The 18,143-nt window shown below is 64.0% G+C and carries 13 protein-coding genes and 1 pseudogene (1 of these 14 running past the window's edge); 3 read left to right on the plus strand and 11 right to left on the minus strand.

All coding sequences use genetic code 11. The annotated features are described in order from the left end of the window. Both IPK59_08270 and IPK59_08275 read left to right on the plus strand, forming a co-directional pair. On the plus strand, nt 1-405 hold the end of the coding sequence (locus IPK59_08270) for a peptidoglycan DD-metalloendopeptidase family protein (GenBank protein ID MBK8158742.1). Its footprint begins 1,317 nt before the window's first position; only the last 405 of its 1,722 coding nucleotides appear in the window; the start codon falls outside the window, past its left edge; its stop codon occupies nt 403-405. A 175-nt stretch (nt 406-580) separates the two neighbouring features. After that, nucleotides 581-1,111, plus strand: coding sequence for an HPP family protein (locus IPK59_08275; GenBank protein ID MBK8158743.1), 531 nt, complete (start codon nt 581-583; stop codon nt 1,109-1,111). A gap of 59 nt (nt 1,112-1,170) precedes the next feature. Here IPK59_08275 and clpB read toward each other — a convergent pair. The 11 genes and pseudogenes from clpB to IPK59_08330 form a co-directional block, all read right to left on the minus strand. Next, a pseudogene (gene clpB, locus IPK59_08280) lies at nt 1,171-3,768 on the minus strand (ATP-dependent chaperone ClpB). Nucleotides 3,769-3,990: 222 nt separating this feature from the next. Then, nucleotides 3,991-4,947: a DUF4167 domain-containing protein gene (locus IPK59_08285; GenBank protein MBK8158744.1), complete on the minus strand. Its 957-nt coding sequence runs from the start codon at nt 4,945-4,947 to the stop codon at nt 3,991-3,993. Between the two features lie 310 nt (nt 4,948-5,257). Continuing rightward, the gene (prmC, locus tag IPK59_08290) at nt 5,258-6,085 is read right to left on the minus strand and encodes a peptide chain release factor N(5)-glutamine methyltransferase (protein MBK8158745.1); all 828 of its coding nucleotides are present in this window, start codon (nt 6,083-6,085) and stop codon (nt 5,258-5,260) included. 38 nt (nt 6,086-6,123) lie between these two features. Beyond that, entirely contained in the window at nt 6,124-7,200 is a 1,077-nt protein-coding gene (gene prfA / locus IPK59_08295) for a peptide chain release factor 1 (GenBank protein ID MBK8158746.1), read from the minus strand. Between the two features lie 3 nt (nt 7,201-7,203). Further along, the gene (locus IPK59_08300) at nt 7,204-8,490 is read right to left on the minus strand and encodes a glutamyl-tRNA reductase (protein ID MBK8158747.1); all 1,287 of its coding nucleotides are present in this window, start codon (nt 8,488-8,490) and stop codon (nt 7,204-7,206) included. After that, nucleotides 8,456-9,700 (minus strand): histidine--tRNA ligase, encoded by a 1,245-nt coding sequence (locus IPK59_08305; protein MBK8158748.1) that lies wholly within the window; start codon nt 9,698-9,700, stop codon nt 8,456-8,458. Before IPK59_08305 ends, IPK59_08300 begins: the two co-directional genes overlap by 35 nt. Before the next feature lie 50 nt (nt 9,701-9,750). Continuing rightward, nucleotides 9,751-10,866, minus strand: coding sequence for a flavodoxin-dependent (E)-4-hydroxy-3-methylbut-2-enyl-diphosphate synthase (gene ispG / locus IPK59_08310; protein MBK8158749.1), 1,116 nt, complete (start codon nt 10,864-10,866; stop codon nt 9,751-9,753). 196 nt (nt 10,867-11,062) lie between these two features. Continuing rightward, on the minus strand, nt 11,063-12,268 hold the full coding sequence (locus IPK59_08315; protein MBK8158750.1) for a DUF4115 domain-containing protein: 1,206 nt from the start codon (nt 12,266-12,268) through the stop codon (nt 11,063-11,065). A 202-nt stretch (nt 12,269-12,470) separates the two neighbouring features. Beyond that, nucleotides 12,471-14,753 carry a phosphoenolpyruvate--protein phosphotransferase gene (ptsP, locus tag IPK59_08320; protein MBK8158751.1) on the minus strand — a complete coding sequence of 761 codons (2,283 nt, stop codon included), beginning with the start codon at nt 14,751-14,753 and terminating at the stop codon, nt 12,471-12,473. 4 nt (nt 14,754-14,757) lie between these two features. Further along, the gene (locus IPK59_08325) at nt 14,758-15,819 is read right to left on the minus strand and encodes a nitronate monooxygenase (GenBank protein MBK8158752.1); all 1,062 of its coding nucleotides are present in this window, start codon (nt 15,817-15,819) and stop codon (nt 14,758-14,760) included. A gap of 26 nt (nt 15,820-15,845) precedes the next feature. Next, a complete protein-coding gene (locus IPK59_08330; GenBank protein ID MBK8158753.1) occupies nt 15,846-17,051 on the minus strand; it encodes an aspartate kinase in 1,206 nt (401 codons plus the stop codon). A 238-nt stretch (nt 17,052-17,289) separates the two neighbouring features. Between IPK59_08330 and ubiG the strand changes: the two genes are divergently transcribed. Next, on the plus strand, nt 17,290-18,090 hold the full coding sequence (gene ubiG / locus IPK59_08335) for a bifunctional 2-polyprenyl-6-hydroxyphenol methylase/3-demethylubiquinol 3-O-methyltransferase UbiG (protein ID MBK8158754.1): 801 nt from the start codon (nt 17,290-17,292) through the stop codon (nt 18,088-18,090). The last annotated feature ends 53 nt before the right edge of the window (nt 18,091-18,143 follow it).

The raw sequence follows: 18,143 nt of genomic DNA on the forward strand, positions 1-18,143 counted from the left end.
ACCATCGTCGAGATGGGCCGCAAGGGCGCCTATGGCAATTACGTGCGCATCAAGCATAACGGCACCTATCAGACCGCCTATGCCCATACCAGCCGCTTCGCCAAGGGCCTCAAGAAGGGCGACAAGGTCAAGCAGGGCCAGGTGATCGCCTATGTCGGCACCACCGGCCGTTCGACCGGGCCGCATCTCCACTTCGAAGTGCTGGTCGATGGCGTCCAGGTCAATCCGAAGAAGATCAAATCGACCGGCAGCAGCAAGCTTGCCGGCAAGGATCTGAAGGCCTTCAAGAACCAGGTGGCCAGCATCGATGCCGACCGCCAGCGCATGCGCGGCGCCGTCGAAATCGCCGAGCGACCGGACGCAGGCGCCCTCGATTGCAACGATCCGCAGGGCTGCCAGAACTAACAACGGCACGACATAGTGCACGAAACAGGCGGCGGTGACCTCGGGTCCCGCCGCCTTTCTGTTGACCCCCTCGACGCCTGATAAGCGCGCTTGATGAGGTGATCCGGCGATTCGATTGGACCTGGCCCTGGCGGTACCTAGGATGCGTGGCTCGCGAAACCTGGAAAGTGGTCCGATGCTCAACGCCCGGCAGATAGTTCTCTTGCTTGCTCACCGATTGCACAATGCCGGGGTCGTGGTGGCAGCCGTCGGCGTGCTGGCGCTCATAGCGCATCTCTCGGCACAGCCCTTGCTGATGGCGCCCTTCTCGCCCAGCATCCTGGTCATTCTCGCACAGCCGCGGAACCAGAGCTCGGCCCCCAATGTGCTGATCGCCGCCTATGTCGTGGCCGCCGTCATCTCCGTGCTGCTGAAGGACGTGCTGCCGCCTGCCTGGTGGAGCGTCGCCCTCACCACCGGCGGGGCGATGCTGGCGCTGGAAGCGCTCGACATCCTGCACCCCCCGGCCGTGGCGGTGCCGATCCTGGTCATGCTGGGCAATGGCGAGTTTCCGCTGGCCGCCTTCACGACCGGCGTGGTGGCCCTCGCCGTCATGTCGATGCTGGGTCGTCGCCTGCCGCGCTGGAGCGCCGTCGCAGCGCCCGCCGCAGCCCCGTCAACACCCACCGCACCAACCCTGGTGACGCCGTCGCAGAACGCTGCCTGACGCCGCCAGGTACCGTCCGACGCGCTTGCGTGGACGGTACCTGGCCAACTCAGGCTTGTTTAGGCGGCAACCTTCGAGAGCTTGGCGCCACCGATGGTGAGGCCATCCTGATCGGCCGAGACCGCAATCACCTCGCCGGCCTTGAACTTGCCTTCGAGGATCAGCATCGCCAGCGGGTTCTGCAGCTCGCGCTGGATGACCCGCTTCAACGGTCGCGCACCATAGACCGGGTCATAGCCGGCCTCGGCCAGCCATTCCTTGGCTTTCTGGTCGAGCGACAGTTCCAGCTTACGCTCGGCCAACAGCGCGTCGAGACGCTGCAACTGGATATCGACGATGCCCGTCATGTTGCGGCGGCTGAGACGATGGAACAGGATTACTTCATCGAGCCGGTTGAGGAATTCAGGCCGGAAGGCCTGGCGCACCACGGCCATCACCTGGTCGCGTGCCTTGTCGGAATCCTCCCCTTCACCCAGCGCCACCAGATACTCGCTGCCGAGATTGGAGGTGAGGATGATGATGGTGTTACGGAAGTCGACCGTACGGCCCTGGCCGTCGGTGAGCCTGCCGTCGTCAAGCACCTGCAGCAGGATGTTGAAGACATCGGGATGCGCCTTCTAGACCTCGTCGAACAGGATCACCTGATAGGGCCTGCGCCGCACGGCTTCGGTGAGGACGCCGCCTTCTTCATAGCCGACATAGCCCGGGGGGGCGCCGATGAGGCGCGAGACCGCGTGCTTCTCCATGAATTCCGACATGTCGATGCGCACCATCGCCTGGTCGTCATCGAACAGGAAACTGGCCAGCGCCTTGCAGAGCTCGGTCTTGCCGACGCCGGTCGGCCCCAGCATCAGGAAGGAACCGATCGGGCGGTTGGGATCCTGGAGGCCGGCACGGGCACGGCGCACGGCATTCGAGACGGCCTTCACCGCCTCAGCCTGGCCGATCACGCGGCCGGAAATCGCGTCTTCCATCCCGAGCAGCTTCTCGCGCTCGCCGGTCAGCATCTTGTCGACCGGGATGCCGGTCCAGCGCGACACGACGCCGGCGATATCCTCTTCCTTCACGACCTCGTTCAGCATGCGGTGTTCGGCCGCCTGCTCCGCTTCCGCAAGGCGCCGCGTCAGATCCGGAATGACCGAATAGGTGAGCTCGCCGGCGCGGGCGAAATTGCCATTGCGCTGCGCCTGCTCGACCTCGATCTTGGCCTGGTCGATGCGCTCCTTCAATTTCTGCGCATCGTCGATCTTCTGCTTCTCGGCCTTCCACATGGTGGTCAGCGAGCGTGACTTGGCCTCGAGGCTCTCGACCTCTTCGACCAGATGCTGCAGCCGTTCCTTGGACGCGGGATCGGTTTCCTTTTTCAGCGCTTCGCGCTCGACCTTGAGCTGGATCAGCTTGCGGTCGACCTCGTCGATCTCCTCCGGCTTCGATTCCACCTCCATGCGCAGGCGGGAGGCCGCCTCGTCGATGAGGTCGATCGCCTTGTCCGGCAAGAACCGATCGGTGATGTAGCGGTTGGAGAGGGTCGCCGCCGAGACGATCGCCGCATCGGTGATGCGGACGCCGTGATGCATCTCGTACTTTTCCTTGAGGCCGCGCAGGATCGAGATCGTATCGGTGACATTCGGCTCCGCGACGAAGACCGGCTGGAAGCGCCGCGCAAGGGCCGCGTCCTTCTCGATATGCTTGCGGTATTCGTCGAGGGTGGTGGCACCGACGCAATGCAGTTCGCCGCGCGCCAAAGCGGGCTTCAGCATATTGGACGCATCCATCGCGCCTTCGGCCTTGCCCGCACCGACCAGGGTGTGGAGCTCGTCGATGAACAGGATGATCTCGCCCGATGCCGCCGAGATTTCCTGGAGCACGGATTTCAGCCGCTCCTCGAACTCACCGCGATATTTGGCGCCGGCGATCAAGGCTCCCAGATCAAGCGACATCAGCTTACGGTTCTTCAGGCCTTCCGGCACATCGCCATTGGCAATGCGCACGGCGAGGCCTTCGATGATCGCGGTCTTGCCGACGCCGGGCTCGCCGATCAGCACCGGGTTGTTCTTGGTGCGGCGGGAGAGCACCTGGATGGTGCGACGGATTTCCTCATCGCGGCCGATGACGGGGTCGAGCTTGCCCTCGCGGGCCAGCTGCGTGAAGTCGCGGGCATATTTCTTCAGCGCGTCATAGCTGTCTTCGGCGCTGGCGCTTTCGGCCTTGCGGCCCTTGCGCAGGTCGTTGATTGCCTGATTGAGCTTTTGCGGGACGAGGCCGGCATCCTTGAGAGCCTTGCCGGCCGGGTTGTCGCTGGAAGTAGCAAGTGCCAGCAGCATGCGCTCGACGGTGACAAAACCATCACCGGCTTTCTGCGCCATCTCTTCGGCCTGGCCAAGGATGCGCGCGAGTTCCGGCGCCATATAGACTTGACCGGCGCCACCGCCTTCGACGCGCGGCAGCTTGTCGAGTTCGCGTTCGACGGCCGACAAGGCGCGCGCCGGGTCGGCCCCGGCCGCCTTCATCAGATTGGCGACCATGCCTTCCTTGTCGTCGAGCAAGGTCTTGAGCAGATGCTCGGCCGTGAGCCGCTGATGGCCGGAGCGCAAGGCCAGAGTCTGCGCGGATTGCAGGAAGCCCCGCGACCGTTCGGTGAATTTTTCCATTTCCATAATCTGAAGCCCTCTCTCGGCCGCGCCCTCCTCGAGGCACGCGGCCATGGATGCCATGTCAGGGAAATCCTGTGCTTGAACTCCCCCGGGTACAATAGGGATATGGAAAAGGTTAACGTCAAAACAAGGGCTGAAAAGCAAAGGGCCGGAGCGAAAAATCGCCCCGGCCCCTGATTCCGCCGCAAATTGGCCTGCGCCAAAATGCCGCCCACTGATATTTGCCTATTCGCTGCCTTCGACGGCCGGTGCCGTTCCTTCGGCGACAGTTTCGCCCTCACCTTCGGCCGCGCGGGGCCTGCGGGTGCGCAGGCGCCCGCGTGGGGGCCTGGCGCCGTCTCGGGGCGTCCTGGCGCCTTCGGCGGCCGCTTCAGGTGCTGCTGGTGGCAAGAGATGTTCCGGATACTCCGGCTGCTCGTCACTGGTCTGGACGGGTGGCACCGGATTGGGGACCGGTGCTCGGTCGACGACAGCCGGCGCAGCGCCGTTATTGCCCTGTGCCGACTGGTTTCCACCACTGTTGCCGTAGGAACCGGAATGACGGTTGGGATTGTTGCTGCGGCCACGATTGTTGCGGTCGCGATTCTGATTCTGCTGACCGTAATCGCCGCCATCGCCCTCGCCGCCATGGCTGTCGCCACCGTGGCTGGCGCGGACATTGCCATCGCGCGACGGCTGATTGTCGTCGCCATTGTTGCCCTGGCTATTGCCCTGGTGGCCATTGCCCTGGTGATTGTTGTTCTGATGGCCATTGCCCTGACCGCCATTGCCCTGCTGGGGTGCCGGGCCGCTGTTACCGGTATCCGACATGTTGGGCTGCGAGGGGCCGCCGCTGTAGAGTGCCGCGGAAAGGCCTTGGCTCACATTCTGCACGTTGACGTCGGCCACCGAGATCTCGCGGCCACCGACGCGCGGGCGCTGGCCGTCATTCATCGTGGTGATGACGCGGTAATAGTGATCGGCGTGCTGCAGGAAATTCTCGGCTGCCACACGGTCGCCGGCCACACCGGCATCGCGCGCCAGCTGCAGGTACTTCTCGAGCACCTGATAGACATTGCCGCGTACCCTGGTATCGGATCCGCCGCCGTCGAAATTCTGGCTCTTGCTGGGCATGCCGCTATGCGGCTTGCGCGGGCCCCGATTGCGGCCGCGCCGATTGTTGTTGTTGTTCCCTGGTCTCATGCGTCGATCGTTCGCTTCTGTTGCGGCTACGGCCATTCCGCTCGATCCCGTGGTCTGACGGCCACCGCGGACGGTCAAAAGGACCGCCGATGGCAGGTTCAGACTCCCCGGCTTAAACTTGATGTGCGGAGGCCCAGTGGGGGGCGGTTTGGCCCTGTGGCCATCACCCAATTACCTCGCCCCGATGCCGCGCAAACCGTATCTGCTTCGCCCTTCAATTCCAACTACTATTTTGCAATTGAGCGGCTCCCGGGATGACAATCGGGTGATTGGGCGCCCACACCTAAAATATTGAGACTAAATCCAAATTTCAGGCGCGACGAAACAGCAGGCAGCGCTCGCGGTTGGCGAGGTCAAAGGCGCTGCCGGAAGCCAGGAGGCCACCCGCCACCATCAGTCCACGTACCGACTCGCCCTGGCCGAGGCCGATTTCGAGCGCTATGAGGCCGCCCGGTGCCAGCAAAGGCGGCAGGGCCCGCGCCAGATGGCGATAGGCGTCGAGTCCATCCTGGCCGCCATCCAGGGCAAGATGGGGTTCATGGCGAACGACTTCCGGCGCCAGCGCCAGCATATCGGCGGTCGGTATGTAAGGCGGGTTGCTGACGATGAGGTCGAAGGGCTGGCGGTCTTCAGGCAGGAGCGCTTCATCCCACCTGCCCTGGCGCAGGACGACCCGATCGGCGAGGCGCAATTGGGTGGCATTCCGTTCGGCGATTACCAGGGCCGCCGGACTGAGGTCAACGCCCCATCCACGCGCCCGCGGCAGTTCGCTGAGCAGGGTCAAAAGCAGGCAGCCGGACCCGATGCCAAAGTCGAGGATACGCAAGGGTGCCTGCCGGTCGCCGATTTCCGCCAGCACGGCCTCGATCAGCGCTTCGCTGTCCGGCCGCGGATCGAGCACGTCGCGGCTGACGATGAAGGGGCGCGACCAGAATTCGCGTCGACCCAGGAGATGGGAAACCGGTTCGCGGTCGGCGCGCCGCGCGATGAGTGCGCGATAGGCCTCGGCCGCCTCGGCCGGAACACTGCGTTCGGGAAAACCGATCATGATGGCAGGTGGCAATTGCGCCGCCACGCCGAGGAGCAGTCGCGCTTCACCTGCCGGCGTCTCGATACCGGCCGCGCGCAAGGCTTTCATGCCTTCGCTGAGCAGATCGGCAATGCGCACGGCGGCACTCACTCGACTTCAGCCAGCTTCTCGGCCTGGTCGTGCGAGATCAAGGCTTCGATGATCTCGTCCAAAGCCTCGCCCTCGATGATCTTGTCGAGCTTGTAGAGGGTGAGGTTGATTCGGTGATCCGTGCAGCGCCCTTGCGGAAAGTTATAGGTGCGGATGCGTTCCGAGCGATCGCCGGAGCCCACCTGACTCTTGCGATCTGCCGAGCGCGCGGCATCGAGCTTCGAGCGTTCGAGGTCGTAGAGCCGGGCGCGCAGGACCTTCAAGGCCTTGGCCTTGTTCTTGTGCTGAGACTTCTCATCCTGCTGCTGCACGACGAGGCCGGTCGGCAGATGGGTGATGCGCACGGCGCTGTCCGTCGTATTGACCGACTGACCGCCCGGCCCGCTGGAACGGAACACGTCGATCCTGAGGTCCTTCTCGTCGATCTTGATATCGACATCTTCCGCCTCGGGCAGCACGGCCACGGTGGCGGCGGAGGTGTGGATGCGGCCAGACGCCTCGGTCTCCGGCACGCGCTGCACGCGGTGGGCGCCGGATTCGAATTTCAAACGTTCGAACACGTTGCGCCCGGTAATGTTCGCGGTCGCATCGCGGTAGCCGCCAAGGCCCGTTTCGCTGATATCCATCGGTTCAAAACGCCAGCCCTTCAGCGCGGCGTAGCGCGCATACATGCGGAACAAAGTGGCGGCAAACAAGGCCGCCTCCTCACCGCCCGTGCCGGCACGGACTTCGAGAATGGCATTGCGCGCGTCGGCTTCGTCCTTGGGCAGGAGCGAGACCTTGACCTGCTGTTCGAGTGCCGGCAGGCGACGCTTCAGTTCGCCCAACTCATCTTCCGCAAGCGACTTCATTTCGGGATCTGCCGCGGGGTCGGCCACCATCACCGTCATCTCGGCGATTTCGCTGTCGATCTTCTGCAACTCCTTGATCGCTTCGACGATGGGGCCGAGGTCGGAATATTCCTTGGACAGGCGGGCAAATTCCTGCGGGTCCTTCTGCCCACCCGTGGCGAGAAGCGAGGAAAGCTCTTCATGGCGCTTGACGACGCGGCCAAGCTTATCGCGGAACGACATGGGTTACTCTTGCTTCTGATCGAGGTCGAAAAGACGGCTTGCCGCCGCATCGAGGGATTTGTCGGGTTGCCCCTGGCGGAGCGCAGTGATGGGGCGATGCAGCAGGCGGTTGACCAGCCGCCGCGTCACCTCGACCGCATCCATCTGCGGATTTTCCGCGAGCACCGCCAGGCGCTCGGATTCGAAATGCGCACGCAGGGCCGATACCATATCCGCGGCACCGCGTTCTTCCTGCCCGCGCAGGAAATTGGCCAGCTCCGCATCGACGATCGCATAGGCGGCCGTCACCGCTTCCTCGCGTTCCTTGCGGCCGGACATGGCGAGGCGTTCAAGGTCGTCGAAGCCATAGCGGAAGGCATCGTCGATCCGGTCGATCGCCGGATCGACATCGCCCGGAATGGCGAGGTCGAGCAGCAGCATCGGCCGGCGCCGCCGCGTCTTCAAGGCGACCTCGATCATCGGGGCCGTCACCACATAGCTGAGGCTGTCGAGGGCGGCGATGACGATATCCGCATCGGCCAGGGCCTGCGCCAGCTCGCTGGGCGAGGCGGCATGCGCCTGCCGGCGATTGGCAAGTTCACGCGCGCGCAGCGGTGTCGGATGCGCGACTGACCAACGCTTGATGCCTGCCTCGGTCAGGTGATCGGCCACCAGGTCGCCAAGGTCACCATCGCCGATCAAGAGGGCACCGGCCTTGTCGAGCTTGCCATGAACCTGGCGACCCAGCTTGACGACACAGGCGGCCATCGAGACGGATTGCGCGGCGATATCCGTTTCGCTCCGCACCCGCTTCGCCGTCGAGAGTGCTGCCTGCAATACGGAATCGATCATCGGGCCGGTCATGCCGGCGCGGCCGGCCAGGCGATAGGCTTCCTTGACCTGACCCAGGACCTGCGGTTCGCCGACCACCTGGCTTTCCAGCGAGGCCGCCACCGCAAAGGCGTAGCGCAAGGCATCGCTATCGCTGAGATAGTGGAGCTGCGGCTGCACGTCAGCGACGTTGTCTCCGGCCGCCTCGGCAATGAGCGTGGTGATATCGGTCCGGGCGCGGGCCTCGTCCGTCACCGCCGCCCAGACTTCGCAGCGATCGCAAGTCGCCAGCACCATCGCCTGGTCGAGGCCGACCTCGCGACAGCGCCAGAGCAGCCGCAGGGCGTCGGATTCGTCACCCTGCAAACGCTCGCGCAGCAGCACCGGCGCCCGCTTGTACTCGGCACCGACGATCAGGAATGTGCGCGGTGCTATCCCAAGCAAATCACCGATAGGCGGCGAGCGCCGCCTCAAGTTCATCAAGCCGGACCGTCTTCTGCTCGCCACTGTCGAGCAGCTTCAAGGATGCCTCGCCACGCGCCAGCTCGTCATCGCCGAGGATCACCGCCGCCACGGCGTTGATCTTGTTGGCGCGCTTCATGCGCTTGCCCATATTGCCGGAGAAGCCGAGATCGACGATGAAATCCTGCCGGCGCAATTGCCCGGACAGCACGGTGGCCTGGCGTTCGGCCGCCTCACCCAGCGGCACGATGGCGATCGGGCGCGGCACCGGCGGCGTTTCGGCAAGCAGCATGGCGCAGCGCTCGACACCGCTGGCCCAGCCGACACCGGGCGTCTCGGGACCGCCCATCATGCCGACGAGGCCATCATAGCGGCCACCGGCCAGCACGGTCTTCTGCGCGCCGAGCTCAGGGCAGGTGATTTCGAAACAGGTGTGGCAGTAATAGTCGAGACCGCGCACCAGACGCGGGTTGATGCGATAGGCGATGCCGAGCGCATCGAGCCCCGCCCGCACCTCGGCGAAGAAGGCTTTCGCCTCGTCGGTCAGATAGTCGGTATAGAGCGGCGCATTTGCCACGATCTTCTGGTCATTCTCGTCCTTGCTGTCGAGCACGCGCAGCGGATTCTTTTCCAGCCGCTCGAGGCTTTCCTTCGACAGCTGGTCGCGGAAGCCGTTGAGGTAAGCGATCAAGACCTGGCGATAGGCCTGGCGGCTCGCAGCATCACCCAGCGTGTTGAGTTCCAGTTCGCAGCGTTCCCAGGCACCGATGCGGCGCAGGAATTCGACGCCGATGGCGATCACCTCGACATCGCCGGCCGGTTCCTTGACGCCCAGCAGCTCGACGCCGGTCTGGTGGAACTGGCGCATGCGGCCCTTCTGCGGGCGCTCGTAGCGGAACATCGGACCGACATAAAAGTACTTCAGCGGCAGGTGCTGCGACAGGCCACCGGAGATGAGCGCGCGGGCCACACCCGCCGTCCCTTCCGGTCGCAGGGTCACGGTCTCACCGCCCTTGTCGGTGAAGGTGTACATCTCCTTGGTGACGACATCCGACGTGTCGCCGAGGGTCCGCTTGAACACCTCGGTGAATTCGAAGATCGGCGTCGCCACTTCCTGATAGCCAAAGCAAAGGGCGGCGCTGCATGCCGTGTCGGCAATGCGGCGAAAGCGGCGCATGTCGTCGGGCAACAGATCATGGGTGCCGCGAACCGGCTGCAAACCTGACATCGTAGAGTTCCCCGGGTATTCTTTGATTAGGGATTGTAGTCGGCGTTCTGCTATTCGGCCGCTTCGGCCTTGGCAGCTTCGATCGCCGCGGCCTTCTGCTCGATGAGCTCGGCCATATGCTCGACGATGTCCTGGTCCTTCAACCGGTGATGCTGATTGCCGGCCAGATAGACCATATGCGTGTTGTTGCCGCCGCCGGTGAAGCCGATATCGGTTTCGCGCGCTTCGCCAGGACCGTTGACGACGCAGCCGATGATGCTGACCGACATCGGCGTGGTGATGTGCGCCACCCGCTTCTCCAGAGCCTCGACGGTCTTGATGACGTCGAAATTCTGCCGCGCGCAGGACGGGCAGGAGATGATGTTGACACCGCGGTGGCGCAGGTTGAGCGATTTCAGAAGATCAAAGCCGACCTTCACTTCTTCGACCGGATCGGCCGAAAGCGAGACGCGCACCGTGTCACCGATGCCGGCCCACAGAAGCGAGCCAAGGCCGATCGCCGACTTCACCGTGCCGATGCGGAGGCCCCCGGCTTCGGTGATGCCGATGTGAAGCGGGTAGTCGCAGGCATCGGCCAGGCCCTGATAGGCAGCCACCGCCAGGAACACGTCCGACGCTTTGACACTGATCTTGAACTCGCGGAAATCATGGTCTTCGAGAATGCGGGCATGGTTAAGGCCGCTTTCCACCATGGCTTCCGGGCAGGGTTCGCCATAGCGCTCCAGCAATTCTCGCTCCAGGGAGCCCGCATTGACGCCGATGCGCATCGAGCAGCCGTGATCCTTGGCGGCCTTCACGACTTCGCGGACGCGGTCGGCGCTGCCGATATTGCCGGGATTGATGCGCAGGCACGCAGCGCCCGCCTCGGCCGCTTCGATACCGCGCTTATAATGAAAGTGAATGTCGGCCACGATCGGCACGCTTACCTGGCGCACGATGTCCTTCAAGGCTTTGGTCGAGTCTTCGTCGGGGCAGGAGACGCGCACGATGTCGGCACCGGCCGCGGCCGCGGCATTGATCTGGTCGACCGTCCCCGCCACATCGGTGGTGAGCGTGTTGGTCATGGTCTGGACGCTGATCGGGGCGTCACCACCAACCAGGACGTTACCGACCCGGATCTGACGGGACTTGCGGCGCTGAATGTCGCGATAGGGCCGAACGCTCATAATGTCTTTGCTCACAACTGGCTAAGGGGCAGACGCCACACCCGACCCCACTGGCTTGCATATCGCGGGCCTTCCCGGGCGGGCCTTCCTGGCGGCTCATTTGGCCTGAACATGCGCTGCCTGGGACAAAAGATCAAGTCCCGGAGCGCCACCATTCACCCGACGAAGGGCGGAAATAGCGCTTTAATTCAAGAGGTTATTGGCCACCCAAAGAGACCGGATCAAGCTTCACGCCGCGTTTGACGACGCCGACCGACCCCAGGGCCGGCCGCGCCTTGCCATCGAGTTCGATCACCACGCCGCCGGCATTGCCGGTATTCATCGTCAGACCCGGCTGATCCGGCACCGCAAACGTTTCGCCGGCACGCAGGATCCGCTGCAGGACAACCTCATCCTGCGCATCAAAAATCTCAACCCACGAATCCTTGGTGGCGCGGAGCACGATGCGTTTGCCGGGCGCCGACACAGGGGCTGCAGCGGCTTCTGCCGGGACGTCGCTGGCTGCGGGTTCGGCGGATTGCTGGTCAATGGCGGCCGTCTGGCCATTGGATTGGTCAAGCTGTACAGGTTCCGGAGTCACATCCGACGCCGCGGCCTCTTCCTCGCTCGCGGCCGGTTCGGCCGCTGGGGCAGCTGCCGGTTCCACTGCTTCAGGCAGAGCGGCGGGAGCAATCGCCGTCGCCGCGACGACCGGCGGCTGGGCGACCACTGCCTCAGCCGCGGGCGCTGCCATTGGCGCTGGCGCTGCCACAGCCGTGGGCGCTGGCACGGGCGCGGTGACCTCTGGTGCCGGCACGGTGGCTGGAGCCGGAGATTGCGATGCCTGCGCACTGGCGGGCGTTGTGCCCCCACCCGTATCTGGCTCGGTCGCCGCGCCGGACTGGCCGGGCGCCTCCTCAGCCGGCGCGTCGCCACCGTCGGGCGCATCACCGCTGGTCTGTTTCTTCATTAATTCAGGGACTTGGTCGATCAGATCGATACCGGTGCCACCCGGCAGCGAGGCCACATACCAGCCGCCATAGAGCGCCACGGCGACCAGCAAGCTCACCACCAGAACGATGCCGCCGGGGAAATGCTTGTGCTCGACCTGGTCCACGGGCCAGATCAACTGGTTCTGTCGTGAACGACGGGCCAGTTCATCCCGGTAATCGCCGACGATGCTGTTGCCATCGAGGCCGAGATAATCGGCATAAGCGCGCACGAATCCAACGGCATAGGCGGTGCCGGGCAGGTCCTGCAGGCGGCCCTCTTCGATTGCATTGATGTACACCGCGCGGATGCGCAGCTGGCGTGCCACGGTGGGAATGTCTCGCCCCAGCTCCTCGCGGCGGCGGCGCAACAGGGCGGCGACGCCATCCTCGTTGCGATCATCGATAAACTCGTTCGGTTCGACCCCGAACATTCCTATTTTACGACTTGCCATAAAGCGATCCTGGTTACCGCCCCCAACGCCGCGCCCGTTTGAAAAGGCCACGCCGAGTCAACTACTTATATATATTCGTCGATCCTTAATCGCAATCTCCTTTAACGCCTTCGGACCGCTAAGATCGCCCGAAACACACACAGAGGTACGATTGCATCGCCCAACTCCCTCCCGACGGGGGTCAGATGGCGACGTCGTGGTCTCGGGCAAAGGCACGCAGCGAACTGCGCATGTCGGGGCCGCGCTGGGGGCCAAGCGCGGCGACATAGGCCTCCAATTGCCCCAGATCCAGGCTGCGAATCATGGCGCGCAGCGGCCCGCGCGCCGGCGGCGCCATCGAGAAGGTCCGCAGGCCCAAGGCCAGCAGCGCCATCGCATCGATCGGATCTCCGGCCATCTCGCCGCACAGGCTGACCGGCTTGTTGCGGCGCTTTCCCGCCGCGATGATCGCGCCGATCAAGCGCAGAAAGGCCGGCGAGAGTGAATCATAGCGGCCCTGCAATTGCGTGTTGCCGCGATCGGCCGCGAAAACGAATTGCGCGAGGTCATTGCTGCCGATCGACAGGAAGTCGACGCGGTCGAGCATCTCCTCCATCTGCCAGAACAGGGCCGGGACTTCGAACATGGCGCCGACGCGCACACTTTCCGGCAGCGCGCTGCCCTTCTCCTCGGCGCGTTGCAACTCGAGATCCAGGATCTCCTTGGCATCGTCGAATTCGTCGACCAGCGAGACCATCGGAAACATGACATGCAGCGCGCGGCCGCCGGCTGCCAGAATCATGGCGCGCAATTGCTGGCGCAGCATGGCCGGCCGGTCGAGCGAGATGCGCAACGCGCGCCAACCCATGGCCGGATTTTCCTCGGCATCGCGATGCCAATAAGGCAGCACCTTGTCCGAGCCGATATCGAGGGTGCGGAACACGACCGCCTTGCTGCCGGCGCCGTCGAGCACGCGCCCATAGACATCGCGCTGACGCGCGACATCGGGAAAGGCATGCGCTACCATGAATGTCACTTCGGTGCGATAAAGGCCGATGCCGCTGGCGCCTGTCGCATCGAGCTGCGGCACGTCGATCAGCAGGCCGGCATTGATCATGAGCTGGACGTCGACGCCGTCCTTGGTGACGGCCGGCAGATCGCGATTAGCGGCGTAGGACACCTGACGCGCCTGCAAGGCGGTCATGCTGACGGCGAAGGCCTGCAGGATGTCTTCGGACGGGCGCAGAAAGATCTGCTCGTTCTCGCCGTCGAGCACAAGGGAATCGCCGGCCTGCACCTTCGTCATCAGGCCGGCGCAATGCCCCAGCAGCGGAATGTCGAGAGCACGCGCGACAATGGCGACATGGGAACTCGCCGTACCTTCCTCCAGCACGACCCCCTTCAAGCGCTTGCGGTCGTAATCGAGCAATTCGGCCGGGCCCATGTTGCGCGCGACCAGGATGGCGTTGTCGGGCAGGTCGCGGGCCTCCGGCAATTCCTGGATGCCCAGCAGATGCCGCAGCAGCCGGTTGTTGAGATCGTCGAGGTCGGAGAGACGTTCCCGCAGATAGGGATCCTGGATATCGCGCATGCGAGCGCGCATGTCGTTCTGGACCTTCTGCACGGCGGCTTCTGCGGTGAGGCCGGTCTCGATCGCCTCGATGATGCGATTGGCCCAGCCACGATCCTCCGCCAGCATGCGATAGGTTTCCATCACCTCGCGATGCTCGCCACCGGTGCCGTCCTGTTCGGTCAGCAATTCATCGAGCGCCAGCTTCATCGATGTGAAGGCATCGTCGAGCCGGTCAATTTCCTTCAGCGGGTCTTCCGCCACCAATTGCGTGAGCGTGATGTCGGGCTGATGGAGGACGGCAACCCCCACCGCCAAGCCAGGCGCCAGTACCTGTGCATCCAGCCGTTCTGGCAGGACGCCGATTCCGGTGATTGGCGAGAGTTCCTCGCGACCGACCAGTTCGCCGCCGGCGATCAGTTCCGCGACCACCATGGCAACGGTCTCGAGGGTCTCGACCTCTTCCTCGGTGTAATGGCGCCGCGTCTTGTTCTGCACCACCAGCACGCCCAGCACACGGCCGGAGCGCAGGACGGGCACGCCCATCAGCGACTGATAGAGTTCTTCGCCGGTTTCCGGGCGATAGGCGAATTGCGGATGATGCTGCGCATCGGCCAGCGCCAGTGGTCGCGCATGGCTGGCGATATCGCCCACCAGGCCCTCGCCTACCCGCAGGCGCGTCAAATGGACGGCTTCTGCCTTCAGACCTTCGGTCGCAAACAGTTCCAGGACTTCGCCGGCACGCAGCACATAAACCGAGCAGACTTCTGCCACCATGGCGCCGGCGATGGTGCGCACGACCTCATCCAACCGGCGCTGTGCCGGCAGGTTGCGCGCCATCGTGGTGCGGATGCGTTTCAGCAACAGCCGAGCGCCCGTCAGATCACCACCCGCGGGACCGCCCTGCTGGCTCATCCGGTCATCCCTGCAAAATCTGAGACCGGTCGGCTGGCGCCGACGGGTGACGCCGATCGGCCAGAGCCGCCAGGGCGCCTTCGATGAGATCCTGGATGATCGCGGCGGTTGGCTCTTCCTTCGTCACCATGCCGACCGACTGGCCCGCCATGACGGAGCCCGTTTCGACATCGCCGTCGATCACGGCGCGGCGCAAGGCACCCGCCCAGAAATGCTCAATCTCCAACTGCGCTGCCTTCTGGTCCAGCTCGCCGGCATTGAACCGATCGATCACCTGGCGCTGCATGTCCATGAACTTGCGCGTGCCTTCATTGACGAGCGCGCGCACCGGAATAACCGGGAAGCGGGGATCAATCTGCGTCGAGGGGATGGCGTCGCGGGCATTACCGCGGATGAAGGCCTGCTTGAATTTCGGGTGCGCGATCGATTCCGTGGCGCAGACGAAGCGCGTGCCGAGCTGGACGCCCGAGGCACCCATTTCGAGATAGCCCAGCATGGCCTGGCCACGGCCGATGCCGCCGGCCACGAAAACCGGGACGTCGGTGATGACCGGCAGGATTTCCTGCGCCAGCACGCTGGTCGATACCGGACCGATATGCCCGCCGGCTTCCATGCCCTCGATAACGATGGCGTCGCAGCCGGATTTCACCAGCTTCTTGGCAATGGCCACGGCGGGTGCAAAGCAGATGACCTTGGCGCCGCCCTCCTTGATGCGCTTCAAGGCGGCTCCCGGCGGCAAGCCGCCGGCCAGCACCACATGCGACATCTTGAGATCGAGGCAGACATCGATCAGCTGGTCGAGCTGCGGGTGGAGGGTGATGAGATTGACGCCGAACGGCGCATCGGTCATCGCCCGCGTCGCCTTCAATTCGGCTTCCAGGATGTGCGGCGGCATCGAACCCGAGGCGATGACACCGAACCCGCCGGCGTTCGAGATGGCGGAGACAAGGTGGCGCTCGGAGACCCAGGTCATCGCACCGCCCATGATGGCATAGCGCGTACCGAGGAACTCGCGGCCACGCTGCCACAGCTCATCGAGGTGAGCAGACGCGTGGGCACGGTCCATGGGAAACTCCTGTTACGTCGGTTCAGTTAATCAGCGTCAAGTCCGTAGGCCGTGTGCAGCGCGCGGACGGCAAGTTCGGTATATTCCTCGGCCACCAACACGCTGATCTTGATCTCGGAGGTCGAGATCACCTGGATGTTGATGCCCTTCTCCGCCAGCGCCTTGAACATGCGCTGGGCGATGCCGGCATGAGAGCGCATGCCGACGCCGATGACCGAGACCTTCACGACGTTCTTGTCGGAGATCAGTTCCTTGTAGCTCAAGGTATTGCGGCTGGCTTCGAGGACCTGCTTGGCGCGGTCGAAGTCGCCCTTCGAGACGGTGAACGTCATGTCGGTGGTCTGGCCGTCCTCGGAGATGTTCTGGACGATCATGTCGACATTGATATTGGCATCCGTCAGCGGGCCGAAGATGCCGGCGGCGATACCCGGCTTGTCGGCCACGCGAATGAGCGTGATCTTCGCTTCGTCGCGGCTATAGGCGATGCCGCTCACCAATTCTTTTTCCATGATTTCTTCCTCATCCACCACCATCGTCCCCGGCTTGTCCTCGAAACTGCTGAGGACCTGGAGCCGCACACGATGCTTCATCGCCATTTCAACCGACCGGGTCTGCAGGACCTTGGCGCCCAATGACGCCATCTCCAGCATTTCCTCGTAGGTGATCTTATCGAGCTTTTGCGCCTTGGCGACGATCCTGGGATCGGTCGTATAGACGCCATCGACATCGGTGAAGATGTCGCAACGGTCGGCGCTGATGGCCGCCGCCAGCGCCACGGCCGAGGTATCGGAGCCACCGCGCCCCAGCGTGGTCACCCGGTTGTCGGACCCCACCCCCTGGAAACCGGCGAAGACCGGCACCTGGCCCTGGGCGAAACGGCGCTCCAGTTCCTCGCCGGCGATCGACTCGATGCGCGCCTTGCCATGGGCGTCATCGGTGCGGATCGGCACCTGCCAGCCCAGCCAGGAGCGGGCGTTCACACCCAGTTCCTGCAAGGCGATGGCGGTCAACCCGCAGGTCACCTGTTCGCCGGACGCGACCACCACATCGTATTCGCGCGCGTCATGGAGCGGCGCGAAGTCAAGGCACCAATCGACCAGCTGGTTGGTGACTCCTGACATGGCCGAAACCACCACGGCGACATCATGACCGGCATCAACTTCCCGTTTTACGCGCAAGGCGACGGCCTTAATACGCTCGATATTGGCAACTGACGTGCCGCCGAATTTCATCACGATCCGGGTCTTCGCGGACCCAATCTGCCGGACTGCTGCGTTCATCGGGAAAAGCCCCTAACCCCTCGAATAACCGGTAAAATGCGACCTTGCCCGCAAAACTGGGCCAGTGAAATAAAGGCGGGTGAAATCTTGTTTTGCCAAGCGCGCGTATCCATACTGAACCAAGGCGGCCGACGCAAGCGTTCCGGCCCGCTTCCCGGCCTGTTTTTCAATCGTTTGAAGGGTTTTTCTCATGGTCCCCGGACTGGCTACCAGTGTCCCGCAGCTCGGCCGACCGGATGATGAAAATTCAGGCAGCGTCATCAAGACCACCATCGACCGGTCGGAAATCGAGAAATTCGCCGCCATGGCCGAGGCCTGGTGGGACCCCACCGGCAAGTTTCGCCCGCTGCACCGCCTCAACCCGGTGCGCGTCAATTTCATCCGCGACCGGGTGGCCGCCCATTTCGGCCGGGACGCCGCCGCCCCTGCCCCGCTCGACGGTCTTTCCCTCATCGATATCGGCTGCGGCGGCGGGCTGCTGAGTGAACCCATGGCCCGGCTGGGGGCCCAGGTGACCGGCGTCGATGCGACCCCGCGCAATGTCGAGGTGGCGCGCCTCCATGCCGAGCAAGGCGGCATCAAGGCGATCTACCTCAATTGCGCCGCCGAGGATCTGGTGGCCCAGGGGCAGCGCTTCGACATCGTGCTGGCGATGGAGATCATCGAGCATGTGGCCGATGTCGATGCCTTCCTGGAAGCCTGCAGCCGTCTTCTCAAGCCCGGCGGGATCCTGTTCATCGCCACCATGTCGCGCACCATCAAGAGCTATGCCATGGCCATCATCGGCGCCGAATATGTGATGCGCTGGCTGCCCAAGGGCACCCATGACTGGAACCGGTTCATCCGCCCGTCGGAAATGGCGCGCGGGTTGCGGCACCATGGCCTTGCCATCGCCGAATTGAGCGGCGTCTCCTACAATCCGTTCAAGGACAGCTTCCACCTCAGCCGCGACCTCGACGTCAATTACATGGCGGTGGTGAAGCCAGCCTAGCTCCGCCCCCCACATTCAATCCTCCGTGAGCCGCATTGCGGCGCGAGTCCGTC

It is taken from the genome of Rhodospirillaceae bacterium, from assembly GCA_016712715.1.
Classification (GTDB): domain Bacteria; phylum Pseudomonadota; class Alphaproteobacteria; order Dongiales; family Dongiaceae; genus Dongia.